The sequence below is a fragment of the Kordia aestuariivivens genome, from assembly GCF_014397005.1.
Lineage (GTDB): Bacteria > Bacteroidota > Bacteroidia > Flavobacteriales > Flavobacteriaceae > Kordia > Kordia aestuariivivens.
The window spans coordinates 191,009-215,223 of sequence record NZ_JACGWS010000002.1 but is presented as its reverse complement, the minus strand read 5'-3'; the positions used below and the strand labels follow the sequence as shown (position 1 = coordinate 215,223).

At 34.3% G+C, this 24,215-nt stretch carries 25 protein-coding genes; 18 read left to right on the top strand and 7 right to left on the bottom strand.

The window, feature by feature from the left end:
- Window positions 1-26 precede the first annotated feature (26 nt).
- From H2O64_RS04325 to H2O64_RS04300, 6 genes are all read left to right on the top strand, one after another.
- Window positions 27-1,241, top strand: a complete 1,215-nt coding sequence (locus H2O64_RS04325; protein ID WP_235982764.1) for a class I SAM-dependent rRNA methyltransferase — start codon at window positions 27-29, stop codon at window positions 1,239-1,241.
- 75 nt (window positions 1,242-1,316) lie between these two features.
- Complete coding sequence (locus H2O64_RS04320) at window positions 1,317-1,787, top strand: hypothetical protein (protein ID WP_187560917.1); 471 nt, start codon at window positions 1,317-1,319, stop codon at window positions 1,785-1,787.
- An 85-nt stretch (window positions 1,788-1,872) separates the two neighbouring features.
- Window positions 1,873-2,844, top strand: a complete 972-nt coding sequence (locus tag H2O64_RS04315) for an AraC family transcriptional regulator (protein ID WP_187560916.1) — start codon at window positions 1,873-1,875, stop codon at window positions 2,842-2,844.
- A 106-nt stretch (window positions 2,845-2,950) separates the two neighbouring features.
- Window positions 2,951-3,181: a hypothetical protein gene (locus H2O64_RS04310; protein WP_187560915.1), complete on the top strand. Its 231-nt coding sequence runs from the start codon at window positions 2,951-2,953 to the stop codon at window positions 3,179-3,181.
- A gap of 5 nt (window positions 3,182-3,186) precedes the next feature.
- Window positions 3,187-3,696, top strand: coding sequence for an anthrone oxygenase family protein (locus tag H2O64_RS04305; protein ID WP_187560914.1), 510 nt, complete (start codon window positions 3,187-3,189; stop codon window positions 3,694-3,696).
- Between the two features lie 480 nt (window positions 3,697-4,176).
- Window positions 4,177-5,019, top strand: coding sequence for an NmrA family NAD(P)-binding protein (locus tag H2O64_RS04300; protein ID WP_187560913.1), 843 nt, complete (start codon window positions 4,177-4,179; stop codon window positions 5,017-5,019).
- A gap of 86 nt (window positions 5,020-5,105) precedes the next feature.
- On the opposite strand, the gene H2O64_RS04295 is transcribed toward H2O64_RS04300, so the two are convergent.
- Together H2O64_RS04295 and H2O64_RS04290 are read right to left on the bottom strand one after the other, a co-directional pair.
- A complete protein-coding gene (locus H2O64_RS04295; protein ID WP_187560912.1) occupies window positions 5,106-5,702 on the bottom strand; it encodes a T9SS type A sorting domain-containing protein in 597 nt (198 codons plus the stop codon).
- Between the two features lie 464 nt (window positions 5,703-6,166).
- On the bottom strand, window positions 6,167-6,523 hold the full coding sequence (locus tag H2O64_RS04290) for a DoxX family protein (protein ID WP_187560911.1): 357 nt from the start codon (window positions 6,521-6,523) through the stop codon (window positions 6,167-6,169).
- 688 nt (window positions 6,524-7,211) lie between these two features.
- On the opposite strand from H2O64_RS04290, the gene H2O64_RS04285 reads away from it, so the two are divergent.
- The 7 genes from H2O64_RS04285 (at window position 7,212) to H2O64_RS04255 (ending at window position 15,223) form a co-directional block, all read left to right on the top strand.
- Entirely contained in the window at window positions 7,212-9,551 is a 2,340-nt protein-coding gene (locus H2O64_RS04285) for a GEVED domain-containing protein (RefSeq protein WP_187560910.1), read from the top strand.
- 234 nt (window positions 9,552-9,785) lie between these two features.
- Window positions 9,786-10,397 carry a pseudouridine synthase gene (locus H2O64_RS04280; RefSeq protein ID WP_187560909.1) on the top strand — a complete coding sequence of 204 codons (612 nt, stop codon included), beginning with the start codon at window positions 9,786-9,788 and terminating at the stop codon, window positions 10,395-10,397.
- A 180-nt stretch (window positions 10,398-10,577) separates the two neighbouring features.
- A complete protein-coding gene (locus H2O64_RS04275; RefSeq protein ID WP_187560908.1) occupies window positions 10,578-11,840 on the top strand; it encodes a DUF6265 family protein in 1,263 nt (420 codons plus the stop codon).
- Window positions 11,841-11,874: 34 nt separating this feature from the next.
- A complete protein-coding gene (locus H2O64_RS04270) occupies window positions 11,875-13,212 on the top strand; it encodes a M28 family peptidase (protein WP_187560907.1) in 1,338 nt (445 codons plus the stop codon).
- Between the two features lie 351 nt (window positions 13,213-13,563).
- Entirely contained in the window at window positions 13,564-14,139 is a 576-nt protein-coding gene (locus H2O64_RS04265) for a YdeI/OmpD-associated family protein (protein WP_187560906.1), read from the top strand.
- A gap of 33 nt (window positions 14,140-14,172) precedes the next feature.
- A complete protein-coding gene (locus tag H2O64_RS04260; RefSeq protein ID WP_187560905.1) occupies window positions 14,173-14,493 on the top strand; it encodes a hypothetical protein in 321 nt (106 codons plus the stop codon).
- Between the two features lie 76 nt (window positions 14,494-14,569).
- Window positions 14,570-15,223 carry a hypothetical protein gene (locus H2O64_RS04255; RefSeq protein WP_187560904.1) on the top strand — a complete coding sequence of 218 codons (654 nt, stop codon included), beginning with the start codon at window positions 14,570-14,572 and terminating at the stop codon, window positions 15,221-15,223.
- A gap of 19 nt (window positions 15,224-15,242) precedes the next feature.
- Here H2O64_RS04255 and H2O64_RS04250 read toward each other — a convergent pair whose 3' ends face one another.
- From H2O64_RS04250 to H2O64_RS04230, 5 genes are all read right to left on the bottom strand, one after another.
- Window positions 15,243-16,304: a hypothetical protein gene (locus tag H2O64_RS04250; protein WP_187560903.1), complete on the bottom strand. Its 1,062-nt coding sequence runs from the start codon at window positions 16,302-16,304 to the stop codon at window positions 15,243-15,245.
- 14 nt (window positions 16,305-16,318) lie between these two features.
- Complete coding sequence (locus H2O64_RS04245) at window positions 16,319-17,224, bottom strand: CHAT domain-containing protein (protein WP_187560902.1); 906 nt, start codon at window positions 17,222-17,224, stop codon at window positions 16,319-16,321.
- A gap of 73 nt (window positions 17,225-17,297) precedes the next feature.
- Window positions 17,298-18,236, bottom strand: coding sequence for a DNA/RNA non-specific endonuclease (locus H2O64_RS04240; protein ID WP_187560901.1), 939 nt, complete (start codon window positions 18,234-18,236; stop codon window positions 17,298-17,300).
- Between the two features lie 74 nt (window positions 18,237-18,310).
- Window positions 18,311-19,912, bottom strand: a complete 1,602-nt coding sequence (locus H2O64_RS04235; RefSeq protein WP_187560900.1) for an FAD-linked oxidase — start codon at window positions 19,910-19,912, stop codon at window positions 18,311-18,313.
- A gap of 6 nt (window positions 19,913-19,918) precedes the next feature.
- Complete coding sequence (locus tag H2O64_RS04230; protein ID WP_187560899.1) at window positions 19,919-20,272, bottom strand: hypothetical protein; 354 nt, start codon at window positions 20,270-20,272, stop codon at window positions 19,919-19,921.
- Between the two features lie 202 nt (window positions 20,273-20,474).
- On the opposite strand from H2O64_RS04230, the gene H2O64_RS04225 reads away from it, so the two are divergent.
- From H2O64_RS04225 to H2O64_RS04205, 5 genes are all read left to right on the top strand, one after another.
- Window positions 20,475-21,350, top strand: coding sequence for a TolB-like translocation protein (locus H2O64_RS04225; protein ID WP_187560898.1), 876 nt, complete (start codon window positions 20,475-20,477; stop codon window positions 21,348-21,350).
- 21 nt (window positions 21,351-21,371) lie between these two features.
- Window positions 21,372-21,833, top strand: a complete 462-nt coding sequence (locus H2O64_RS04220; protein WP_187560897.1) for a hypothetical protein — start codon at window positions 21,372-21,374, stop codon at window positions 21,831-21,833.
- Window positions 21,833-22,285, top strand: coding sequence for a GNAT family N-acetyltransferase (locus H2O64_RS04215; protein ID WP_187560896.1), 453 nt, complete (start codon window positions 21,833-21,835; stop codon window positions 22,283-22,285). Before H2O64_RS04220 ends, H2O64_RS04215 begins: the two co-directional genes overlap by 1 nt.
- 99 nt (window positions 22,286-22,384) lie before the next feature.
- Window positions 22,385-22,927, top strand: a complete 543-nt coding sequence (locus H2O64_RS04210) for a hypothetical protein (protein WP_187560895.1) — start codon at window positions 22,385-22,387, stop codon at window positions 22,925-22,927.
- A gap of 384 nt (window positions 22,928-23,311) precedes the next feature.
- The gene (locus H2O64_RS04205; protein ID WP_187560894.1) at window positions 23,312-23,953 is read left to right on the top strand and encodes a DUF2306 domain-containing protein; all 642 of its coding nucleotides are present in this window, start codon (window positions 23,312-23,314) and stop codon (window positions 23,951-23,953) included.
- The last annotated feature ends 262 nt before the right edge of the window (window positions 23,954-24,215 follow it).

Sequence of the window (24,215 nt, the reverse complement as noted above, 5' to 3'; positions counted from 1 at the left end):
CTCAAAATAAAAACAAAGCAGAAAATTTGATCGCATTACCAAATATAGCAACCAGTAAAATTGCCATAAAACTAAAACCCGCTACGGAAACGTTGGTTAAAAAAGGGCATCCCTGGGTTTTTGAAAACAGCATCATCAAACAGAACAAAGAAGGAAAGTCTGGAGATTTGGCAGTTATATTTGATAGTCGAAAAAATAAATTCCTTGCTTGCGGATTTTACGATCCGAATTCGCCCATCCGAATTAAAATATTACACACCAATTCGCCTGTGACAATCAATTCGGAATGGTTTGCAAAAAAAGTGAAGGAAGCGTATCAAAAGAGGATTCCATTATTACAAACCGATACCAACAGTTACAGGCTCATTTACGGCGAAAATGACAGCTTACCTTCATTGGTTGCCGATGTGTATGATAACGTGCTTGTAGTAAAGCTATACGCTTCGTTTTGGTTTTATCATTTAAAAGATATTTTGCCAGAATTGATTAAAGTTAGTAAAGCAACAACAACAGTGTTACGATTGAGCCGAAATGTGCAAAAAGAAAAAAATCAATTCAACTTTACTGACGGACAGATTCTCGATGGTGAACTCAAAAATGAAGTGATTGTTTTTAAAGAACATGGCGTAAACTTCTCTGCAAATGTAATTCACGGTCACAAAACGGGGTATTTCTTAGATCACAGAGCGAATCGTAAAAAAGTAGGTGAACTAGCCAAGGGAAAAACGGTTTTAGATGTGTTTTCGTATGCTGGCGGATTTTCCATTCACGCATTAGTTGGCGGCGCGAAAGCAGTCACGAGTTTGGATATCAGTGCACCTGCGCTCGAAATTGCCAAAAGTAATGCCAAACTAAATAAATTTAAAGGAACACATCACACCATTACAGGCGATGCTTTTGACGAGTTAGCAAAGCTTGCAATAGCAAAAAAGAAATTTGACATTGTTGTCATTGATCCGCCATCTTTCGCGAAAAGCGCCACAGAAGTTGACAAAGCATTAGCGAGTTATAAAAAATTGACGCATCTTGGATTAAAGTTGGTACAAAAGAAAGGAATACTTGTACTTGCTTCGTGTAGCTCTAGAGTCACTTCCGAAATGTTCTTTGATTTGGTAGAAGAAACACTGCAAAAATACAACGCAAATTATACCATTACTGAAACTACGCAACACGACATCGATCATCCGATTGGGTTTAAAGAAGGTGCGTATTTGAAGTGTGTGTATGTGAGGATTCATTAGTTTTTAATTCCTGTCTTTCGACTATCGCTCAAGATAAACTACAGCAGGAATGACAGAATTTCCTATCTTTCATACATGAAAAAATTATTCATCACTACGCTCCTATTTTGTTCAACAATCACACTATTGGCGCAAGTAAAAATTTACAAAGGCAATTCTACATTTTTAACAGATTTAGTGTGTACTGTTGAAGAAGGGAAAGTATATAAAGGTGATTCAAATTTTAGATTGGATGTTATTTTCACCATTAAAGATTCAAAAATATACAAAGGTAATTTCACATTTATAAAAGATCTTATTGCAACAATTAAAAATGGAAGAGTTTACAAAGGAAATTCTTTTTTTCAAGGCGATATTTTATTCAACATACAAGATGGTATCATTTACAAAGGTGATTCCATTTCTTCATTTGACATTATTGCAACTACAGAAGATGGAAAAGTCTACCAAGGTCGTACAACATTTAGAAGCGATATTTTATTCACGATTGATGGTGAACTCACACTAGAAGAATTCGTCGCGGTTTGGCTGCTTTTTTGGAAGTAATGTAAGTGTTGCTTCTTAAAACATGAAAATTTTGCTATTTTTAGTACTTTAGTTTTTTAAGTATTTTTCTGTGAAATATATTTCCATGAGTTTATATCGTAAAATGATCAATCACGCGCTAAGCGAAGGATTGCACATTGATGAACTCAACAATTTATCCACGCCAGTAGAAGCAATTCCTAACTTAAATGCAGTACCAGCCGAACATTTTTTTGAATTGCACGAACTCCTTGATGCAAAACTTGGCGCTGGTTTTTCAGTTAGAGTTGGACAAGAAATGAAAATTGATGATTATGGCGTACTTGGCTTGGCATGGAAAACCTGTTCGTGGGTTGGCGAAATATTTGACAGAAGCGAACGCTATTTTAAATTACTTTCGGACACGTATGTTTTTAAAGTGGAAAGAAACACAGACATTTTTAAAATTTACCTCTTTCGCGATGCGCATCGACGCGGTTTGGAATTATCAAACGAAGCTACATTTTCGGCAACTGTTGTGGTGATTCAGGCAATTGGCGATCAAAAAACTTATCCTGTATCAGTTTCCTTCAAACACAGCGCGCCTAAAAAGCTTGACGATTATCAAAAAGCCTTTCAATGCCCTATTTTATTTAACCAATCGCACAATGTTATTTCCTATAAAACGGAACAGCTAGAAATGCGAACAACCAAAGCCGATGCGAGTATCAATGCTTTTTTAGTAGAACGCGTGAAAGAAGCAACGGAAGGCATTGAACTGAATTCGAATAAAATTGTAACTGACATTGAAAACTTAATTAAAGATGCACTTCCGAGTGGAATTCCAAGTGTTGCGCAACTTGCCGAAATTATGGGAATGAGCGCCAGAACATTAACTCGAAGACTTTCTAAAAACAATGTCACTTTCCGCGATTTAATTCAAAAAAAACAAGAAGAACTCTCCAAATATCTTCTTTCAAAATCACATGTAAGCATTGCCGAAATTGCTTTCAAAACTGGTTTTTCTGAACAAAGTGCTTTTAATCGTGCTTTTAAAAGATGGACAGGGAAAACACCAATAGAATACCGTAAATTCTAACAATTTTACTGCTTTGGCGTAAAGTGTCAAAACATTGGCGCAAACGGTCAATTAGAAAATAATCATTTTCAAGAATTTTGTCTCTGTAATCATTAAATGATTCATTATGAGACACTTTTATGGTAAAATAATTATGATCAACCTTGGAATTATTCCTGTACTTATGACACTTCATAGCACAGCGAATACATTTCAAACGAATGCATCTATTCATCAAACAGCAACAACAACTTCCACAGAAAAAGCATTTTTCGTGCTTACCAATAAATGTAATGTCTGTCATCAAAAAAAACGAACAGCAACAAGTATTAACATGGATTATTTCCACAAAAAATAAGAAACATGACACTATCAATCAAACTTTCAATATTAGTTATTGCAACGCTTTTAACGGGACTTTCAGCAGGACTATGTTTCACATGGACAAATACTGTCACCACAGGAATTGGCAAACTAGACAACGTAGGCTATTTACAAGCTTTTCAACAAATGAATCGGGCAATCATCAATCCGACATTTATGATCGTTTTCTTTGGATCATTTATGCTTCAAGTTGTCAATATTTTTATATTTAAAAATGTGCCGAGTTCATTCCTAATACATAGTATAACTGCTACTGTATTGTACTTTTTGGGTGTGGTATTAGTTACCATTTTTGGGAATGTTCCGTTAAATGAATTACTAGACAAAACCGACTTAGCAGCAGCAAATACAGCGCAATTACAAAACTTACGAACTCACTTTGAAGTCGAGTGGAATCGATTGCATTTAATCCGAACCATCACAAGTATTCTTTCTTTTTTACTCTTATTAATAAGTCTACTTAAAGTAAATAACCTGAGTTCGACATAAAAGCTATTAGCGACGGATTCTTTTTCCGCAGTGTAGCAATCATTTTACGTTAAGAATTTTTGAAGCCTTGGAGAAATCATAGATTCATGAACTCCTATTTAATAAAATAGAAAATTGTGAACTAAAATTTAGTGAAATGAGTGCGGTTTTAGCTTTCCGAAGAGAAAGATAAAAACACCTCTGGAAATCGAAGATTCATGAATACTTTAATTTAAAGTATAAATGCATGAACTAAAAAGCGCACTTTCTTTTGTTGAAGCTTGTGCTGAACTTGATTCAGTATTCTTTGTGCGAGCAAAGAAAACGAAATCGAAGATTCATGAATTCTTTAATCTAAAATAGAAATGATATGAACTAAAATAAAAAAATGAAAATCAGATACTTATTTCTAAATTTTCAATAAATACTTAAGTTTTTATTTTGTAGAAGCTATATCAAATTCAAAGTAAATAAATACATCATCAAATAAATTGAACAACAATGAAAAACAACATTTTAGTTATCGGAGGAACTGGTAAAACAGGTCGCCGAGTCGCAACATTATTAAAAAACGAACAACAAAACGTAAGCATCGGTTCAAGGAATAACAATCCTGCATTCGATTGGAACGATCCAACTACTTACAGAGAAGTATTGAAAGGAATGGACAGCGCATACATTACGTATCATCCCGATTTGGCAGTTCCTGGCGCGAAAGAAGCCATCCAAACACTCACCGAGGTTGCATTGAAAGAAGGCTTGGATAAAGTTGTGTTACTTTCTGGAAAAGGTGAAAAAGAAGCAGAAGCCTGCGAAGAGATTGTTGCTAATTCTGGGTTAAATTACACCATCGTTAGAGCTTCATGGTTCAATCAGAACTTTAGTGAAGCGGCATTTTTAGCACCTATTTTGGCAGGTCATGTAGCATTACCGATGCCAGAAGCTAAAATTCCTTTTGTAGATGCAGATGATATTGCTGAAGTCGTTGCAAAAGCTTTACTCGATGATTCGTATAACGGAAAAACAATCACAGTTACAGGACCGAGAACCTTAACTTTTAAAGAAGCCATTCAGGAAATTGCCAACGGAAGTAATAGAGAAATTAACTTTCAAGCCATTTCACTAGAAAATTATATAGCAGGCATGAAAGCTGCTGGATTGCCAGATGATTATGTATGGTTGTTTGGCTATTTATTTAAAGAAGTTTTAGGTAATGCAGAAAATCAAATCATCTCGCATGATATTGAACAGGTATTGGGCAGAAAAGCAATCGATTTTTCTGAATTTGTCCAAAAAACTGCTGCAACGGGCATTTGGAATCAAACAATTGCACAAACACTTTAATAGAACCATCAATCAATACGAACCGTTAAAAACTATCTCTTTGAGGTGGCTTTTTTTGTTTGATGATTTAAGAAAAAAAGCGGATGCTAACGCTTTACAATCTTCTTTGTCAACGCTCCCGAAGCTGTTTCAATCTTTAAGAAATAAACTCCTTTGCTTTTTATAGATGATGCATCAATTTTTAGTTGGTTTGTCGAAGAAAATGAGGTATTAATAAGTTCCTGCCCATGAATAGATGTAATTGTTAATCTTCCATTACTTATAGAATCCATTTCAAGGAATAGGATATCATTGAAAGGATTTGGATATATTTTAGCTTTCAACTTTTTATTTTCCTCTAATGATAGAAGTAACGAAAAACTAAAATTGTCTATTTTTAATGTTCCAGTTTCTGTTACTCCATCAAAAGAAGCTGTTTCATTATGAATAATTTTAATAGCAGCAACATGTCCCAATGGACTATCGTTGAGATAATCAATACTTCCATCACCTGAATTTATAAGAATTAAATCCGGATTAGTAACATAGAAGTTTACTAAAGTCCAATCAGAATTTGCTGCTACTGTTGTAGAAGGCGTAACAAATTCAGACATGTCTGTTGCAAAAAACAACAACAAACTATAAACGGAGCTGGTATATCTTGTGCGAGTTACTGGAGGATTTGTAGTGAGTATGGTCCACATTGTACAGAAATGTATTGTCAAAAAAGCATAGCAGGCGATAGTGACTAATCTTTAAAGCGAACTTCGGTTTGCTTTTTTTAATACTTATTTTTTAGATAGATAATAACTGCGAGAAGGTTCATAACTTTGCCGAAAGTCTGCTGCACGTCTGCGAGAACGTTCCGAAGTTCAACAAAAGCTTCCTGCACAGCTGCGAGACCTTTTGAAGTTTCCCGAAAGCCTGTTGCAGGACTGCGGGAACGTTTCGGGATTTCCCGGATGCTTGACGCAGAGTTGCAGGAACGTTTCGGGACTTCCCGGAAGCTTGTCGCAGAGCTGCAGGAACATTTCGGGACTTCCCGGAAGCTTGTCGCATTGCTGCGAGAAGGTTTCGGGGTCATTTTTATTGCGAATTCTGCAATAAAACTATCAAAAAACACTAATATATTGCGAATCTTTTAAAATGGTGGTTGAGTTGTATTAAATCACACAAACGTATACGCCCAATAGATCAATAGTAATTGAATTGGAAGTCTAATAAGTGTTGGAACAACCAATTTCCCTTTTCGTCTTGCTTTTTGAAAGTGATATACATTTGCAGGAAATACGGCAATCAACAATGCTATAATTCCAATCGCAGCATACGAACGTGTAGTTTCTACTAATAATAGAATTCCTAGTGCAATTTCAATGATTCCAACAAGAATATTTACAATTCCAGGAAATGGAACCCATTTTGGCGTAATGCTGAGAAATATTTTTGGTTTCCAGAAATGACTGATTCCTGCAAAACAGTACAAAAACAACATTGCGTAGAGTGAAAAAAGTTGGAGTGTTGACATTTAGTAAAGTTAATAATTGTGACCTTTAGAAAGAACTTTTCTTATTATATTTCTAAAAAGAAATAAAAAAATAGCGTACTCTTTTTAAGTTTAATTGTATTGGTTTCTTTTAAAAAGTATTCCTATGTGTCTAAAACCTATAAATAAATTAATTAGTGCTTTTTAAAGTCATATATTTGTATATGCTTCAGACTAAATTAGAAATTAATTATACGATCAACTGAAGAAACTCCTGAGAAAATTAAAAAATGATTTAACGAAACTTGGATTCGCACTTTATTTTGTAGAAAATAGAACGACCACCGAACGGATTGTGAAGCAATAATTAAAAAAATAATCTCCAAGAGTATAAGTGCCCGTTTCAAAAATATTAAAACAGGCATTTTTGTTTTACTTAGACTCATGAAAACTATTTTTCAGTCGCTAAGAATATTTTAACTTTAGTTGTTTAGTGTACTTTTTTTATATTAATTTAGAAACATTAACCACATTTTGATTACTTGATTCAACGAATTTCACAATTATTAACGTTTAATTACATATTATGACCTACTTAATCTCTCAGATTAGTACAAAAACATTCTTTATATCGCTCGTTCTCTTTTTTAGCATTCAACTTAATAGCCAAAATTTAACAAAACCGTTAGAAAATACAGCTCAAAATAACTTTTTGTGCGGTACTCCACCTATGACTGAAAAGCAAATAAGATATACACTTAATGTTGTGGATAAGGCAGGAGCACAGAGAGAAAATGCAGGTACTACATGTTTGCCTATTAGAATTCATATTGTTACGGATGATGCCGGAAATGGAGGAGTTTCGATGGCAGATGTAAATGAAGGCGTAGCAAATTTGAATAATTTCTATCTAGCCGCGGGTATTGAATTTTATATACATTCTGTAAATATTATCAATAGTTCTACTTTGTATACATTCGATACTACTGAAGAGGCTGCAATGACTGCTGCTAACTCTATTTATGATGCCGTGAATGTCTATTTTGTGGCTAGCATCACTGTTCCTAATTTTGGAGGAGCTTGTGGTTATGCCCGTTTTCCTAGTAATGATCCAAATACTCTTAATATGCTAATGGCTAATGGATGTCTATTAAATGGTCCTAATGGAACTTTCGTGCATGAGTTTGGACACTTTCTTAACTTAGCACATACACATCAGGGTACAGGAAATGGGAATACAGGTGCCAACGCTGAAAATGTTCCTAGAACTGGACCAAATGCCAATTGTAGTACGACTGGTGATTTATTATGTGATACAGAAGCAGATCCAAATGGTAGCAATGATGCTAATTGTAACTTTATAAATAATGGCGTTAGTACGCAAGATGAAAATGGTCTTACCTATACACCAGATATCGATAATGTGATGTCATATTATTCAGATGCATGTGGTGGAATTTTTACGCCAGAACAGTATACACGAATAGCAAATGGTTTAGCAACAAGACTTAGTCATACTGCTTATAGTTTATTGGGAGCTACACCTACATCTGTAATCAATCCTTCGGGTTTAACTGCTTCAAATAATTCATTTGGAGTAGGTTTATCTTGGACTGATAACGCAACAAATGAATTAGGATATTTAATTGAACGATCTGACGACGGAGGTGCGACTTGGATTGTCCCTGTGGGAGCTGGTGTTGACGCTAATGTTACTTCTTATACGGATACTACAGTAGTTTCAAATACAACCTATTATTATAGAGTAAAAGCTTCAAATGATAGTTGTAATGATTATTCAGCTACTGCATCAATTGTAGTAGGACAATTTTATTGCGGTTCTATAGAATTTACTACCAATGTTGAACCTATTACTTTGGTTGATGTTGCGGGCATTAGTAATGTAACAAGTGCTACTTTGGGAGGTACAGCACAGGAAGACTTTACACTCATTGTTGGAGCAATGGAAGAAGGAATGTCCTATCCAATTGCTTTGGAAGGAAATACAGATGGTAGTTATACAAATAGATTTGCTGTTTTTATCGACTGGAACCAGAATGGTATTTTGGATGATAGCGGTGAAGTTTATGAGATTACAGAAACAATTTTTAACTCAACCGGAATCGATGGCATACAAGCTACGGGGATGATTGTTGTACCCGCGGGTGTTACTGCTGGTAATACTTTAATGCGAGTTAAGAAAATATATAATACTACCAATTATTTAGATCCTTGTTTAGGAGCCGGATATGGTCAAGTGGAAGACTATACGATTGCTGTAACTGCTAGCAGCGTCGTTGAATTAAGTCCAAAAGTATATATACAAGGTGCTGCCATAAACCCAAATGTCGGAGAAGAAGCCTTAATGCGTGACGATTTGCGTGTAGCTAATCTAGTGCCAACTACAAGTCCGTATGCAGATGGATTATCTTGTGATATTTCTGTATTTAATACTACAGGAACCAATGCTGTCGTGGATTGGGTTTATATAGAATTAAGAGCTGCTGTTTCAAATACAACTATTGTAGATAGTCAGTCTGCTTTATTATTAAGAAATGGAATGGTAGTAGGTGTAGATGGTTTTTCTAATCTAGAATTTCAGCAACCAGCAGGAGATTATTATGTGGTAATTAAACATCGTAATCACTTAGGTATAATGAGTGCAGCAACAGTATGTTTGTCTAGCACTACAACCTCGGTTGATTTTACAGATGCCAATAATCAAATCACTTTTGGTTCTAATGCGCAAACTACTTTTGGCATGCCAGCCAATATAGTAGCACTATGGTCAGGAGATGTTAATGCAGATAAAAAAGTTCAATATTTAGGTACCAGTCCAGATACACCAAGTATCTTATCTAATGTATTAAATGATGTTGGAAATGGTTTAAATTTTCCAACTTTTACGGTTTCTGGATATAATAATAATGATGTTGATATGAATGGAGAAACACAATATAGCGGAACAGCGCCAGACACACCATTTATCTTACAAAACGTATTATCACACTCAGGAAACTTTTTGAATTTAAGCACACATTCAATACAAGAACAAGTGCCCGAAAATTAAAAACCCACCTCAATAGGTTCTGTTTTATATTAAAATACCTGTGCTAAGCAGAGTCGATCTATCATAGAAATGAATTTAATCAGTCATTTTGAAGTTGATTTGGTATTAGAACATAATATTCAAAATAGTTCATAAAACAAGCTATTTTGACTACTTTTAATGATCTTTTTTTAGAAAATAAAAGCTGAAAAATCTAATGAAAATTGCATTAAGTAACCGCTATCATATTCCCTAATGACCAAACACCGCCATTTCATCATCCACAAACCTTTTGGATATCTTTCGCAATTTGTCAACAATCAAAGCAAGCGAAAAAACAAAAAACTGTTGGGAGAATTGCATGATTTCCCAGAAGGAATTATGGCAATTGGACGCTTAGATGAAGACTCAGAAGGTTTGCTTTTTCTGACAACTGACGGAATGATGAGCGAGCAAGTTCGCAGTAAAAAAGTTGAAAAAAAATACTATGTTCAGGTTGATGGTGACATTACACCAGCAGCTGTTAATCAACTAAAAACTGGAGTCGAAATTGGTATTCATGGTAAAAAATACCAAACCTTGCCGTGTGAAGCTTCTATACTAAATCCTGCGCCAAATTTTAAAGCACGTACCAAAAAACTGCGCGATGAACGTCATGGACCTACCAGTTGGATTTCCATCACGTTGAGCGAAGGAAAGTTTCGCCAAGTACGAAAAATGACGGCAAAAGTTGGATTTCCGACCTTACGCTTGATGCGGATTCGGATTGGAACTATTTTGCTGGACGATTTACCTTCAGGCGAAATTATAGAAGTTGATGATTTTAGTTTAGGAGTTCATCTCGACTGCGCTCGATGTGACATATAAGTTTAGGAGAAAAGTTAATTTAAAATGTAAAACGATAAATATAAAATGAAAAAGTTTTAAATCTTAAATAACCGATACATCACAATCAACAACAAACCGTCGTTTTGTTAAAAAATCACACGTATACAAACCATCTTTTCAAAATTGCGTAACTTTCAATCATCAAACTAATCAACCTATATGAAAAGATTCCTGCAATTATTAGTAGTTATATTTCCGCTTATCGCGATATGTCAACCAAATACAGAACTATTTTTGTTTGATTTAAAAGTAGACGGAAATCAATTAGAAATCTCCAACGGAAAAAACATTTCCAATAACGAAGGCTATGACAATCAGCCTTCATTTCAATATGAAAACACGATTTTATTCGCGTCGACGCGAAATAAACAAACAGATATTCTTTCGTACACTACAGGAACTGGTAGAAAAAAATGGTTAACCGATACCAAACAAGGAAGTGAATATTCGCCAACAAGCATTCCAACAACCAAAGATATTTCTGCTATCCGATTGGACACTACAGGTTTACAATACTTATATCGTTACCGAAGCGGAAAAAGTAAAGCCATGCTGAAAGATTTAGTCATTGGTTATCATGTATGGAATTCCAGAAATGTATTAGTTTCCTTTGTGTTGGGCGAACCACATAAATTGGTCGTTTCCAATTTCAAGAAAAATACACACATCACAGTTGACACCAATATTGGACGTTCGTTACACAATATTCCAAACACAAATTTGGTCAGTTACATCAGTAAGAAAAATGATGCTTGGGAAATTCGTTCCTTAAACACAACAACAGGAGAAGTCAGAAGAATCACGAATACAGTTCCAAATGTAGAAGATATGTGTTGGCTGAATGATGGTTCTATTCTGATGGGAAAAGGAAAAGCATTGTACCGATTAGATCCTAAAAAAGATACAGAGTGGAAAATCATCAAACTATTCGACAAAGAAAATTTTGATAATATTACACGAATTACAGTCAATAAATCGAATAACAGATTGGTCATTGTTGGTGAACTTGAAACGGCACTTGAACCGAAACTTGAAAATATTCGTTGGATTGCTGGAAACTGGAAAGGTGAAGCATTTGGTGGAATTACAGAAGAAAACTGGAGCGAACCTTCGGGCGGATCTATGATGGCAACTTTTAAGCTTGTGGCAAACGGAAAAGTTCAGTTCTACGAAATAGAAACGATTGTTGAAGAAAACAATTCGCTCATTTTACGATTGAAACATTTTGGGAACGATCTTAAAGGTTGGGAAACAAAAGATGAAACGGTCGATTTTCCTTTGATCAGAGTTACCAAAACAAAAGCTATTTTTGAAGGAATGACGTTCGAACAAATCGATGAAAATAATATGATTGTCTATGTTGCTATTAAACAAAAAGAAGGCAATACAGTAATTGTTCCGTTTAATTATACCAAAAAATAAACAAATCAAAAACCACAACTCATACCATATCCTCATGAAGAAAATTATCACTACAATCCTACTCTTTTCAGTTGCTTTTGCGCTATCACAAACCGATTCGCGTTTGTACGATATTATAGAAGCTGTTTCGGCTGATCGAATTGAAAATGACATCAAAACATTGGCAAATTTCGGAACGCGAAATACATTTAGTGATACCATTTCGGAAACGCGTGGAATTGGTGCTGCAAGACGCTGGATTAAAGCCGAATTTGACAAAACTTCTAAGGATTGTAATAACTGTTTAGATGTGTTCTATCAGAAAGATTTTGTAACAAAAGAAGGAAATCGTCGGGTGCCAAAAGACGCTTGGGTTGTAAATGTGATTGCGATTCAGAAAGGAACAAAATATCCAAACCGCTACATCATTATGAGTGGCGATATTGATTCGCGCGCAAGCGACACCATGGATTTTACCACAGATGCGCCAGGCGCGAACGACAATGCTTCTGGAATGGCAGGAACGATTGAAGCAGCGAGAGTTTTATCGAAATATAAATTTGAAAATAGTATTATTTACGTTGGGCTTTCAGGTGAAGAACAAGGTTTGTTTGGCGGACAAGGTTTGGCGAAATATGCAAAAGAAAAAGGTTGGGACATTATTGGTGTTTTAAATAATGACATGATCGGAAATATTGAAGGTGTTGATGGTGTGATTGATAATCGTTCGTTCCGAATTTTCTCTGAACCAGTTCCTGCAAACGAAACTGAGCGTCAACGCAGATCGCGTCGTTTTTATGGTGGTGAAGTTGATGGAATTTCACGACAGTTAGCGCGTTATGTGCACAAACAAGTAAAAACCTATATGCCTGAAATGAACCCGATGCTGATTTACAGACTAGACCGTTTTGGACGTGGCGGACATCACAGACCGTTTAACGATTTAGGTTTTGCCGGCATCCGAATTATGGAAGCACATGAAAATTACAATCGCCAGCATCAAGATATTCGTGAAGAAAACGGCATTAAATATGGTGACGTAATTGAAGGTGTAAATTTCCCGTATGCGAAGAAATTAACCGCAGTAAATGCTATCAACTTGGCAAGTTTGGCTTGGTCGCCATTACCGCCGCAAAATGTAGAAATTGGTGGAATTGTAGAACCAAGCGCTAAATTTCGTTGGAAGAAATCAGAAGATAAAAATATAGTTGGGTATAAAATTTATTGGCGAGATACCACAGCTCCACAATGGCAGCATTCTCGATTTGTTGGCGATGTAACTGAATTTACGTTGAATGGAATTGTGATTGATAATTATTATTTCGGAATTGCTACCGTTGGTGAAAATGGTCATGAAAGTTTAATTGTTTTCCCTGCGAAAACCTTTAGATAGTACGAATGTGTATTAAATATCAAAATAGAGAGACGCTTTTCTTTTTCCGAAGTGTAGTAATTATTTTTCGTTAAAAATTTTTGAAGCCTTGGAGAAAATTTAGAAAAATAATTGCGGTTTTAGCTTTCAGAATAGAAAGCTAAAAACACCTCTGGAAAAAGCGCACTTTCTTTTGTTTCTTTTCTTTGTGCGAGCAAAGTAAAAGAAATCGAAGATTCATGAGTTCTTTAATTTAAAATAGAAATGATACGAACTAAAATAAAAAACTACTTAGTTAGTTTATAACTCAAGATAGTTTCAAGATTTTCAAAATTTTATCAATAAGAAGTTTTGTCAAACTGACTTTAATTTATGCAAGAACGCGAAGAATTATACTTTAAAAATGCTACGGAATGGCGTGTATGGTTGGAAGAAAATCATCACACGTCTAAAGGTGTCTACCTCATCTTTTATAAAGTAAGCAGCGCTAAAGAAAGTATGCGCTGGGAAGAAGCCGTAAAAGAAGCTTTGTGTTTCGGTTGGATTGATAGCACCGTCAAAAAACTAGATGACGAACGCAGACGTCAATATTTCTGTCAACGCAACCCAAAAAGTGTATGGAGCAAACTCAACAAAACCTACATTGTAGAATTGATTGCTGAGAATAAAATGCACGAAAGTGGTTCTTTGAAAATGATTGAAGCCATCAAAAATGGTTCGTGGACAGCGTTGGATGATGTTGAAAATTTAATTATCCCAAAAGCTTTGCAAGAAGCGTTTGACAACCATCCAATAGCGTATGAAAACTATCAAAATTTTAGTCCGTCATACCGAAAAAGTTATTTGTATTGGCTCAATCAAGCAAAACGAGAAGCAACGCGCGAGAAGCGAATTACGGAAATCATTCGGTTGTGTGCTGAAAATATAAAGAGTAGAGATACTTGGTAGTCACTAAAAAATTATTAGTCAACAAGCATAAATATGACACTTACGGAATTGATCAATTATTTTAGATTCGATGGAAATCAAAAGGAATTTTTCAAAACCTATTCATTAAACACTGAATCTGAGGTTATTGAAATATACATGCAAAAACCATTCAATATTGAAAATAACTTAGCTTTTTTTGAAATTGAAAAAACAGAAGGTTTGCAAGAATATGAAGTCGAAAATATCAAATACTACAATCTCATAGACTTCTACTATTTTCTTGATTTTATAGAAGATTCTAAAAAAAACAAGAAGCTAACCGACAAAGAACTTGCGGAAATTCTATTAGATTATGTTGTTAATGACGCATGACGTTTAATAACTTAAAATGACGAACACGGCTGTATTATTTATTCGTTAAAAAAACATTTTATACCAAAGTCAAAAAATGAAAATACTATCTGTACTCTGTTTATTTTTTATTTTTAATATAACTACAACTAATATTATTGGAACGTATAGAATTGATAGTAAGACATCGTTTGATACTTTAGAATTAAAATTTGATGGAACTTATAAATATTTATCACGTGGAGATAGCTGTTGGACATGGCGTGATATTAAAGGTAAATGGGAATTGAAAAATGATATTCTTATACTCCATAATCAGTATTCACAGCTTGAAAGTGCAACAACTTATACTGAAAAAGTTACTGATGCATCTCGAAGCATCGTTTTAATTGATGTAAAAAATAATTTTAGAAAGCCTATTATTGGATTTGAAGTTACGTATTCGTTTGCTGGAAATAAACAAACTAAAAAAACAGATAAAAACGGAATTATAGCATTTGAAAATAAACTCAGTATTCATAATGAAAATGAATCCGCTATGATTCAAATTGAATATACAACAAATGAAGGAAATCATACTGAAAATAGAGCTGTTGAGATAAGTTCCAATAGCATTTCAATCAGCATAAATAGCAAACCTAAAACGATATCTAAAAAAGAAAACTATACATTTTCTTTCAGAAACGGAATATTAAAATCAATTAAATCTCCTCATTTTCAATCTAAAACATATACCTATAAAAAACTTTAAAAAAGTATTAAATCTTATTTCATTGCATATAATGAACCACAAGCGTATTCTTCTGCTCTTCCTTACTAATTCCATAACCGTTTCCACGTGCTATCTTAAAAGTAAGACCTCTCACTTTTCCGTCCAATTCCTTTTTTAATGCTACTGCCTTAGCTTTACTGCTGCTATTGTAATAAAAAATGGTTGGAACCTTGGCAAAGAAACTAGGCTTTTCTTTCCAATTTGGATATATCTTTAGTTTGTAATTTGCGCGTTGAATGTATCTTGCTAAGATCTTTTTTGTCGTTTCATTCGGGTTGTATGAATAGAAACGTACGTAATAATTTACCCTTTCATTTTTCACATTGTATTTAACAATTTCATTTTGTGTAACAATGGCAACTTTATCCGTACTTTCATAGCCAATTTCGATACTTCCATCTTTCCCTGCGTAGCCGTCAGCTTCTTTAAATAGTGAAACATTTTTAATTTTTATGCCAATATCCAACAATCGTTTTACCAAATAGTAAACTTCTTTTTTATCGACATTTTTACCATAGTGAATGGTATTTACTTTTTGTCTTCCATCATCATTTGCTACTTGTTTTATGTTTAAGCGAAAGCTAGGATCTTTCATGGATTGAATCAAGCGTTCAATTATAGAACCGTCAGCTTTGCGCTTGTAATACCGAACAATTGTATTGTCGCTGATGTTATTGGTAATTCGGTTTAATTTATCTTGTGCTAAATTCACATTTGCCAACGCAGTAGCTCTGTCATTTCTTGGTGTATTATTGTCATTCAAGTCTCGTTCAATAATCGCTAATTCTTTACGAAGTGTTGTAACCAACCTTGTAATGGAATCGGTTCGTAACGAATCTTGCTCTCTAAGACGCACATTTTCAATCAATTCCATTTTATACTGTTGAATCACTTCTTCATTCGCTTTATTCTTTTCGTGCTGCGAATAAATAATTAACGAAGAAATCAAAGCAATCACCACCATAGAAACAATCAAAGTGATGTAATTGTATCGCTTGTCTCTCTTTTGAACTTCAGCGATCGTTGCTTCTATGGTTTTTTGTGGCTTTATTGGACTCATTCGAGTTGTGTTTTTTAAATAATAATTAATCTCATAAATTCATCATTCAATTCTCTTCGTTCGCTGTCTGAAAGTCTCGATAAAGCATTCATTAAACGATTTCTTTTCAATTCAAATAACTTAATGAGTGTAAGTCTGTTTTTCTTTTTCTGGATTTCTAAAAAAGGATAGCTGCTAAATGCACTTGGAATAAAACCTGTTAAGGAAGCGAGCACATCTTGATCGTTTTGTACAAACAGAAAAACAACCAATACAACACTAATTCCGATAGCTGCGTATATTAATTTATAATAAAAACTAACACTTTTTTCATAGCCGCTTTTCGCAACTATAATTTCCTCTTCTGAAATAATCGTACTTGCCAATTCGTCAATTTCGTCTTCGGCTTCTCCGGCTTGTCTTTCTTTATCTGCTGCAACGGCTTCTTTATTGACAATAAGTTTTGGAATGTATTCGTCGCCTGTTTCAGTCAATGCAATCGTTGCTAATGCTATTTTAAACGCATCTTTTATGTCGCGTCCATTAAACAATACATTGTAAAAATTCTTCGAGAAATCGATTGCAACATCATCTGGAATTTCTTTATTCATTCCGATGATATACGGAATGTTTTTATTAAAACTATCAATACCTGACAAGCTGTGACATGTGTTGAGAAACACACAATCGATATGATCTAAAAAGCCAGATAACAAGTCGGATAGTTTTTGAATGGAAACTTCTTCTTTGTAACCTTCTACATCTTCTAATAGCAATTGTTCATCTGAATTTCCGTGTCCGGAAATGTGCAAAATATTCGGTTTAATTTTCAGTAAATGATCAATCAAAAGATCTTTTGTCACTGCGCCTCTTGATTCAAAAACAAACAATTCTTTTTTATCACTTCCGCCTAAAACTTCACGAATAGCGTTTTCTTCCACGTCTAATCGGAGTGCATCACTATCGACGGGATTTGCTTTTATGAATAATATTTTAACTATATCTGAAATGGTGTTATAATTTTAAGTTCATATTTTTTACAATTTCTTCCATGTTTACGCTTTCATTTCCGCTACTATTGCGAACGTTGACACGCGAAAGAATAATTTTTTCAGGAGCATCACTTTGAAACGTTTCTGCGGCAGCTTCAAATGTCAACTGACTGATTTGTTCAATGAATGATACATTTACCTGATAGGTTTCTGCATCTTTAAACGAATTGAATTGTGTTGATCGTGCACCTTCTGATCGGCTTACGGGTTTTACAATTCGTTTTTTTTGCATCAAGCGTTTTTGACTTGTTAAAAAACCTGCTCTGTGCAATTCATTGTTATGTACATAATACACAACTTTCCAAAAAAGATACGGCAATCGTACTTTTTCATCATTGACCGTTTTTAAAAATTCAGGATCGTCTTCTCTAAAAGCCGGACCGCTGAACAAACAAATTTTCATACTGTCTTTTACAGCTTCATGATGCAAAATATAATTCTCGATGCTTTTCCAAACACCTCTATTTAGTTTACTTACTTGCGGAATTGCATTGGTGTAGTAGAATGTTGATTTTGCTGCCAGTCTTGCTGCTTCAACATCTGTTCCCCATTGTACATCTTCTCGTTTTGCCATGTGACCTTTGTCAAAGTCATACTTTTCGGCATCATACAATGCTTTTCCCCATTGTGTTTCTTCAGGAATACGTGCGTCTTTTTCCCAGCGTTCGCTTCCTTCAAAAATTGTATCTCTTTTTAGTTTATGGAAACATGTTCCATCTACATTAACCGCCGAATAATAAGGGAATTTTCGAAACGGATTTTGCAATACACTGTAATTTTGATATGCCAAATAATAATCTGACAACTCCAATCCCGCAGCGTTAAATTTGGCTACTTCTTCCGGGTGAATACTTGGTGTATGCACAGGATGTGATTCAAAAAAATGATGTACGTAACTCAATTCAGTACTTGTTAACTTCTTAAAATTATCAAATTATATATTGTTTTACAACTTCCTTGCGAAACATTTAACGATTATAATGACACAATCAAGTCATCATCGTTGGTATCGTTTGGTGTATTCAGGTTTACATCTTCTAGAAAACCATTTGAAAATACTTGTTGCATCTCTGTCGATAATAGTCCGTTACGATACTTTTTCCATTCGGTTACTTTATCTCCAAACATGTGCGTGGCAAGGTTTGGAAACTTCCAATCAGAATTTTTCCCCCAATGAATTGTAAACGGAATGTTGTTTTCCTGTAATACCTCTATCATGCGTCTGGAATATTCGGTCAAACTCATGATTTTCCTAGACTTTTCCCATAAAACACCATCAATCTCTAACATACAGGTAATTGGAAACTTTGTAAATCCTAAAGTTGCTTCGGTTTGCTTGACAAATCGCATGGCAAAAATCCCTGGAATTGGTCCTTCATCTTGTGTCATTTTTTCCAACACTTTATAGGCTTTGGATGAATCTTTGTGATGAATTCCTACTGAACAAGCAAACGCTGGACCTTGATAAGGTGCGTCCCAAAAGGTTTCATATAGCGTTCCTAAAGTTTCTTCATTCACTTCGGGAAGAATGGTTTTTCGCAATTGCTTGATGAACCACGGAATGCTTTTCGGAAACTTCTCTGATAGTTTAATGAGCAAATAAATTAAATCTTTATAGAGTGATGTTTTGATCACTGGAAACGGATCAGGATACGGAATTGCGTATGGTTTTTTATACATAATTTCAATTACATATTCGTCTTCATTTGTATACGGATTGATGAATACTTTGTAGTGATACGGACGCAATGGCTTGCCGTTTTCGTCAACTTCACCATCAATCTTGAAGGTAGAATTCTCAAAATCCATCGTATCTGCTAATGCTAACGCAGTTTCTTTCTTTATTTTTTTGACATATCTTTTTAATAGAAAACGATCTTCCGCTTCAATCACAACACCGTGAATAAATCCAAACGCGCCCAATCCTACCAAAGCAGCATTAAACAAATGATCATTTCTGATCACAGTTGCGTGGATCTTTTTCGCAAAATCATCATTCAGCGCAGGTTTTGTGTGTCGTTCTAAATAGACAATATCGGTTGGTTTGTCGCCCACAATCAAATTGATTCCTACTACATAATCTTGCACAGACCCAACATTTAACGCCGAACCATGCACACCTGTAGAGATACAACCAGCGATGGTTTGTCCGTTACTTGCGCCACTTGTTTTTAAGGATTTTCCGTGCGAACCTAATACTTCTGAAATTCGCTTAATGGTATTTCCACATTCAAAAAAGAACAGGTTTTCGTTGGCATAGCTTGAGTTTTCATGTGTCAATGCTGGTGGAATTGGAATATGAATACTCATAAATCCATTGTAATGCATATTATCTTTTTGATGCGCAATATGCGATAACGACCAACTAGAACCATACGGTCTAAAACCTTCGTTTCTGTCAGCTGCTTCTCGAATTAATCGTTGAATTTCTAGTGCAGCATCATTATATCGATCGTATTTAGAAAACATATTTGCTGAACCTGCCAATTCGGTTACATACAATGTTTTCAATGGAAAAGGTCCATTATTATGTAACGTGTCCCAAGAACTTTTTGCGTACGGAGTTGTCTTTGCCATGATTCTTTAATTAGTAGGTTTCATACATACATATTTCACGCGAACTCTTCGCTTTCGTCCAAACGTTACGGCACTTAACAAAACGCCACCAAACGTATTTCTATATTCTACGGTATGAATTCCAGCAGTTCCGCATTCTTTGAGCAACATTGTAAAATCTTTATCGGTTACTTTAATCGTGATTACAGTATCTATTTCCTGTACTTTTTGCATGCGATAAAAATCAGTTCTATCACTTACAGGATCTGGCATTGGATCTCCATATACATTCTTTAATCGCACACTATAACAAGATGAAAATAAGCAGCATATTATAATAGTAATGCTCCATTTCACGAACGTTTTATTTATTGACTTCATACCTATTTCAATTTATGTATAAAAGTAGCCGCTTTATGATAGATTTTCAAGGGTAAAAACACCCTAATGTTTAGTCAATTAGAATTATACAAAAACACTCCGAATGATTTTGGTTTTTAGTTAAGAAACTGTTAGCTTCGGTTTTTAACGATAGCCAAACTAAAAATATGCGGGATTCTGTATGTTGATATTAATTAGATGAATGAAAAAACGATTAACAATATTACTTTTAACTGCAGTGATTATGAGTTGTGAGAATCCTAAAACTAAATTTTTAGTGAATGAAGTTCCAAACAATATCCCAATTGATTTTAAACAACAGCTGGTTCCTGAAAATAAATTAATTCATAAAGGAATATTTTCTCCCGATTTAGACGCATACTATTATACGATTTCTGATCAAAATTTTGAACAATTCAATGTATATGTAATTAAAAAGCACAATGGAAAATGGTCAGAACCAACGAATGCCTTTTTTGACAGTCAATACAATGAACATGGAATGAGTTTTTCTCCTGATGGAAACTCGCTTTATTTTAGCTCAACACGCCCAGTTAACATTCCTGGAATACCACAAACTTGGCATATTTGGAAATCGGACAAAGTGAATGGAAAATGGCAAGAACCAATATTTGTAGACATTCCTAACTTGCGAAATAAATTAGTTTCTCATCCTACAATTACAAATGCTGGAACGTTATATTTTCATGTGAGTAATTTGGATTATAGCGAAATGGACATTTATCATGCAACACTCATAAATGGAAACTATAGTAATGCAGAAAAGACATCAATTTCAGATAATGCAAAAGCAGGAAGATGTACGCCCTACATTTCTCCTAAAGAAGATTACCTAATTTTTGCTGCTATCGGCGATCCACTTGAACTGATGATTAGCTTTAGTGACGGAAATGGCGGATGGAATAACACTAAAAAACTGAATGCTGACATCAATACAAACGGACAAGGAAATCCGTATGTAACACCAGACAATAAATTTTTGTTCTTTACAACAGGAAATTCTGAAACGAAATGGTCCGTGAAATGGGTTGACATTGAATCTGAATTAAAACAATAAACCAAACGATAACCGAAAATCATGCAAAAACACCAACCAAGAACCATTTCATTTGTAGAAGTTGTTACTATTGCACAATGGAAAATAAAGGTTTACACGATTTCAAAAGAAGATGAATTCAATCATCCAGAATTTTACAAAAACGCTATCTCACAGCTTCCAAGTTGGTTAGAAAAAGAGAATAGTTTTGACGCAAGTCATAATAACATAGGGTTCTTAATTCTGCATGCTGGTACCGAAGGCATCTTTTCGCTCATAAATTGGTGGGTTGGAATAAACATGATGAATACACACATTTTTTTAACACCAAAAAAAGGGGAAATCGAATTTCAACTTATTTCAGGTGACGGAATTGCTCCTTGTATTTGGGAATTTGAAATCATAAATTTTGAACGTCTTTCTTGGATCAAACACATACTAAAACAACATGAAAACCCGAATTATACCGCCTATTTGGAAGATCATATAAACACAAAACTATAATGACGACCTATAACATTCGATTTGCAAAAAAAGAAGACATTCCACAAATTATAGAATTATGTGCGGCTCATGCCGAATTTGAACAAGCTAGTTATGACGCTGATGGAAAAGCAGAACTGCTAAAAAAACACTTGTTCATTTCTGAAAATAGTGTAAAATGTCTTGTTGTGGAAGCAAACCAAGAACTTGTAGGATATGCAACATTCATAAAACAGTTTTCCACTTGGGATGCCAATCACTATGTATATTTGGACTGTTTATTTATGAAAGATAAAACCAGAAATCAAGGTTTAGGGTTACAGTTAATGGAAGAAATCAAAGCGTATGCTAAAAATGAGGAATGTACTATCATCCAATGGCAAACGCCTAATTTTAATACCAACGCCATTCGGTTTTACAAAAGATTGGGTGCAACTTCTAAAAACAAAGAACGCTTTAGTTGGAGTATCTAAAACTAATTGCAGAAAGAGTTGAAAGATCATCTCTGTTTCTTTTTATTATCTTAGTCCTTTCGCAACTAAATCATTCACAAACATCACTTTATCTAAAAAATGAAAATCGAAAAAAAATTCAATCAACTTAATAAAAGTGACTATTTTCATTTCATAGACAACCATAAAAAATATACTGACTTTAATACCTTAGGAATGTATCGTTCTATTTGTGAAAATGAGAAACTCACACTAAATGACCGAATTGAAATAAGAGATTACGCAAATACTATTTTCGGAAAAACGTTCGACTTTTATCAGCTAAAAGATCCTAAAACCTATTTTGACTTAACGACACTTGGAAAAGAAATGACACAAGCTGATATACAAAAAGTTTGGGACGATATTCGAATAAACCAAGAAAAAATACTCTCCAAAAAGAAAATTAAACATCGAAATTTTGGAGAATACTCAAAGCATAATTGTGGATATGAAGATTGTCCATACAACGGAATTATGATAAAACAAGGTTCTCGATTAACCGAAAGTCATATCTGGTTTGAATCTGATAAAAACGAACATGCTGCAAAAGATAAATCTGATAGGATTAAAAAAGAGCGTAAAAACAGTCATAAAATAATTAGAGACGAATTAGAAAACTAAAAACTTTATAATAATTGATGGTTAATATATCTAAAATATCATTTGCATTAACTCTAATAGTTCACATTTCAATTTTATGGGTTTTCAAATTATTAGATGATTTTAGTCTAATAATTACAATTTATACTATCTGTCTGATTTGTGGTTTTTTATTAAAATTCTTTGCTAAAAATAGTTTTAAGAAAATAGGTTGGGGATTATTCTATGGTTCTATCATAATACTCATCATTATGGGAAGTTTTATGATTTGGTTAGGGATAAATTATCCTAAATAAACTTCAACTTAGTATTTGACTAAAACAATTCAGCAATCAAATCCTTCAGTTCAGTAATGAAAAATTTCTAAACGATACACAACCATTGACATTTGATAAAAATAACTCAATGGACACATTTGCAACTTACCTGATCTATATACATGCCACACTTGGTGGAATTGCCTTCATCGCAGGATTCATTGCGATAATAACCAAGAAAGGTGGAAACTATCATAAAAAATCAGGAATTGTATTTTATTATACAATGTTGTTTTCTGCATTGTCTGCGTTAGTCATTGCAGTTTTACCAAAACATGAAAATCCATTTCTATTCACCATCGGATTATTTAGTTCGTACTTTATCATCACAGGATATCGCGCATTACGATTCAAAAAGCCAAATCCAAAACTATTGATAGACAAAATTGTTTCTGCATCCATGATTGCTACAGGAATCGTCATGATAATCTATCCGTTACTATTAATAGGGAAACTCAATATTGTATTAGCAATTTTTGGAACGGTCGGAATTATATTCGCTACGAGAGATTTCATGCTGTTCAAAAACCCTAAAAAACTCCGAAAAGATTGGCTCAAAATGCACATCGGTAAAATGCTCGGCGGATACATTTCCGCAGTAACAGCGTTTATTGTCGTTAATCAATTCATTCCCGGAATTGCTGGTTGGCTCACACCAAGTGTGTTTGGAGTTGCCTATATGACTTATTGGTTTAGAAAACTTAAGAAGAAGACTGGAAAAACTAATTAAAAAAGCCTGATAAAAAATACGCTACGGATTCTTTTTCCGCAGTGTAGCAAACATTTTTCGTTAAGAATTTTTGAAGCCTTGGAAAAAATTTAGAAAAATGATTGCGGTTTTAGCTTTCCGAAGAGAAAGCTAAAAACACCTCTGGAAAAAGCGCACTTTCTTTTGTTTCTTTTCTTTGTGCGAGCAAAGCAAAAGAAAATTAAAAACTCAATTACAATCATTAAAATTAAGCTCCAAAATCATAAAAAAAGAACATAAAATT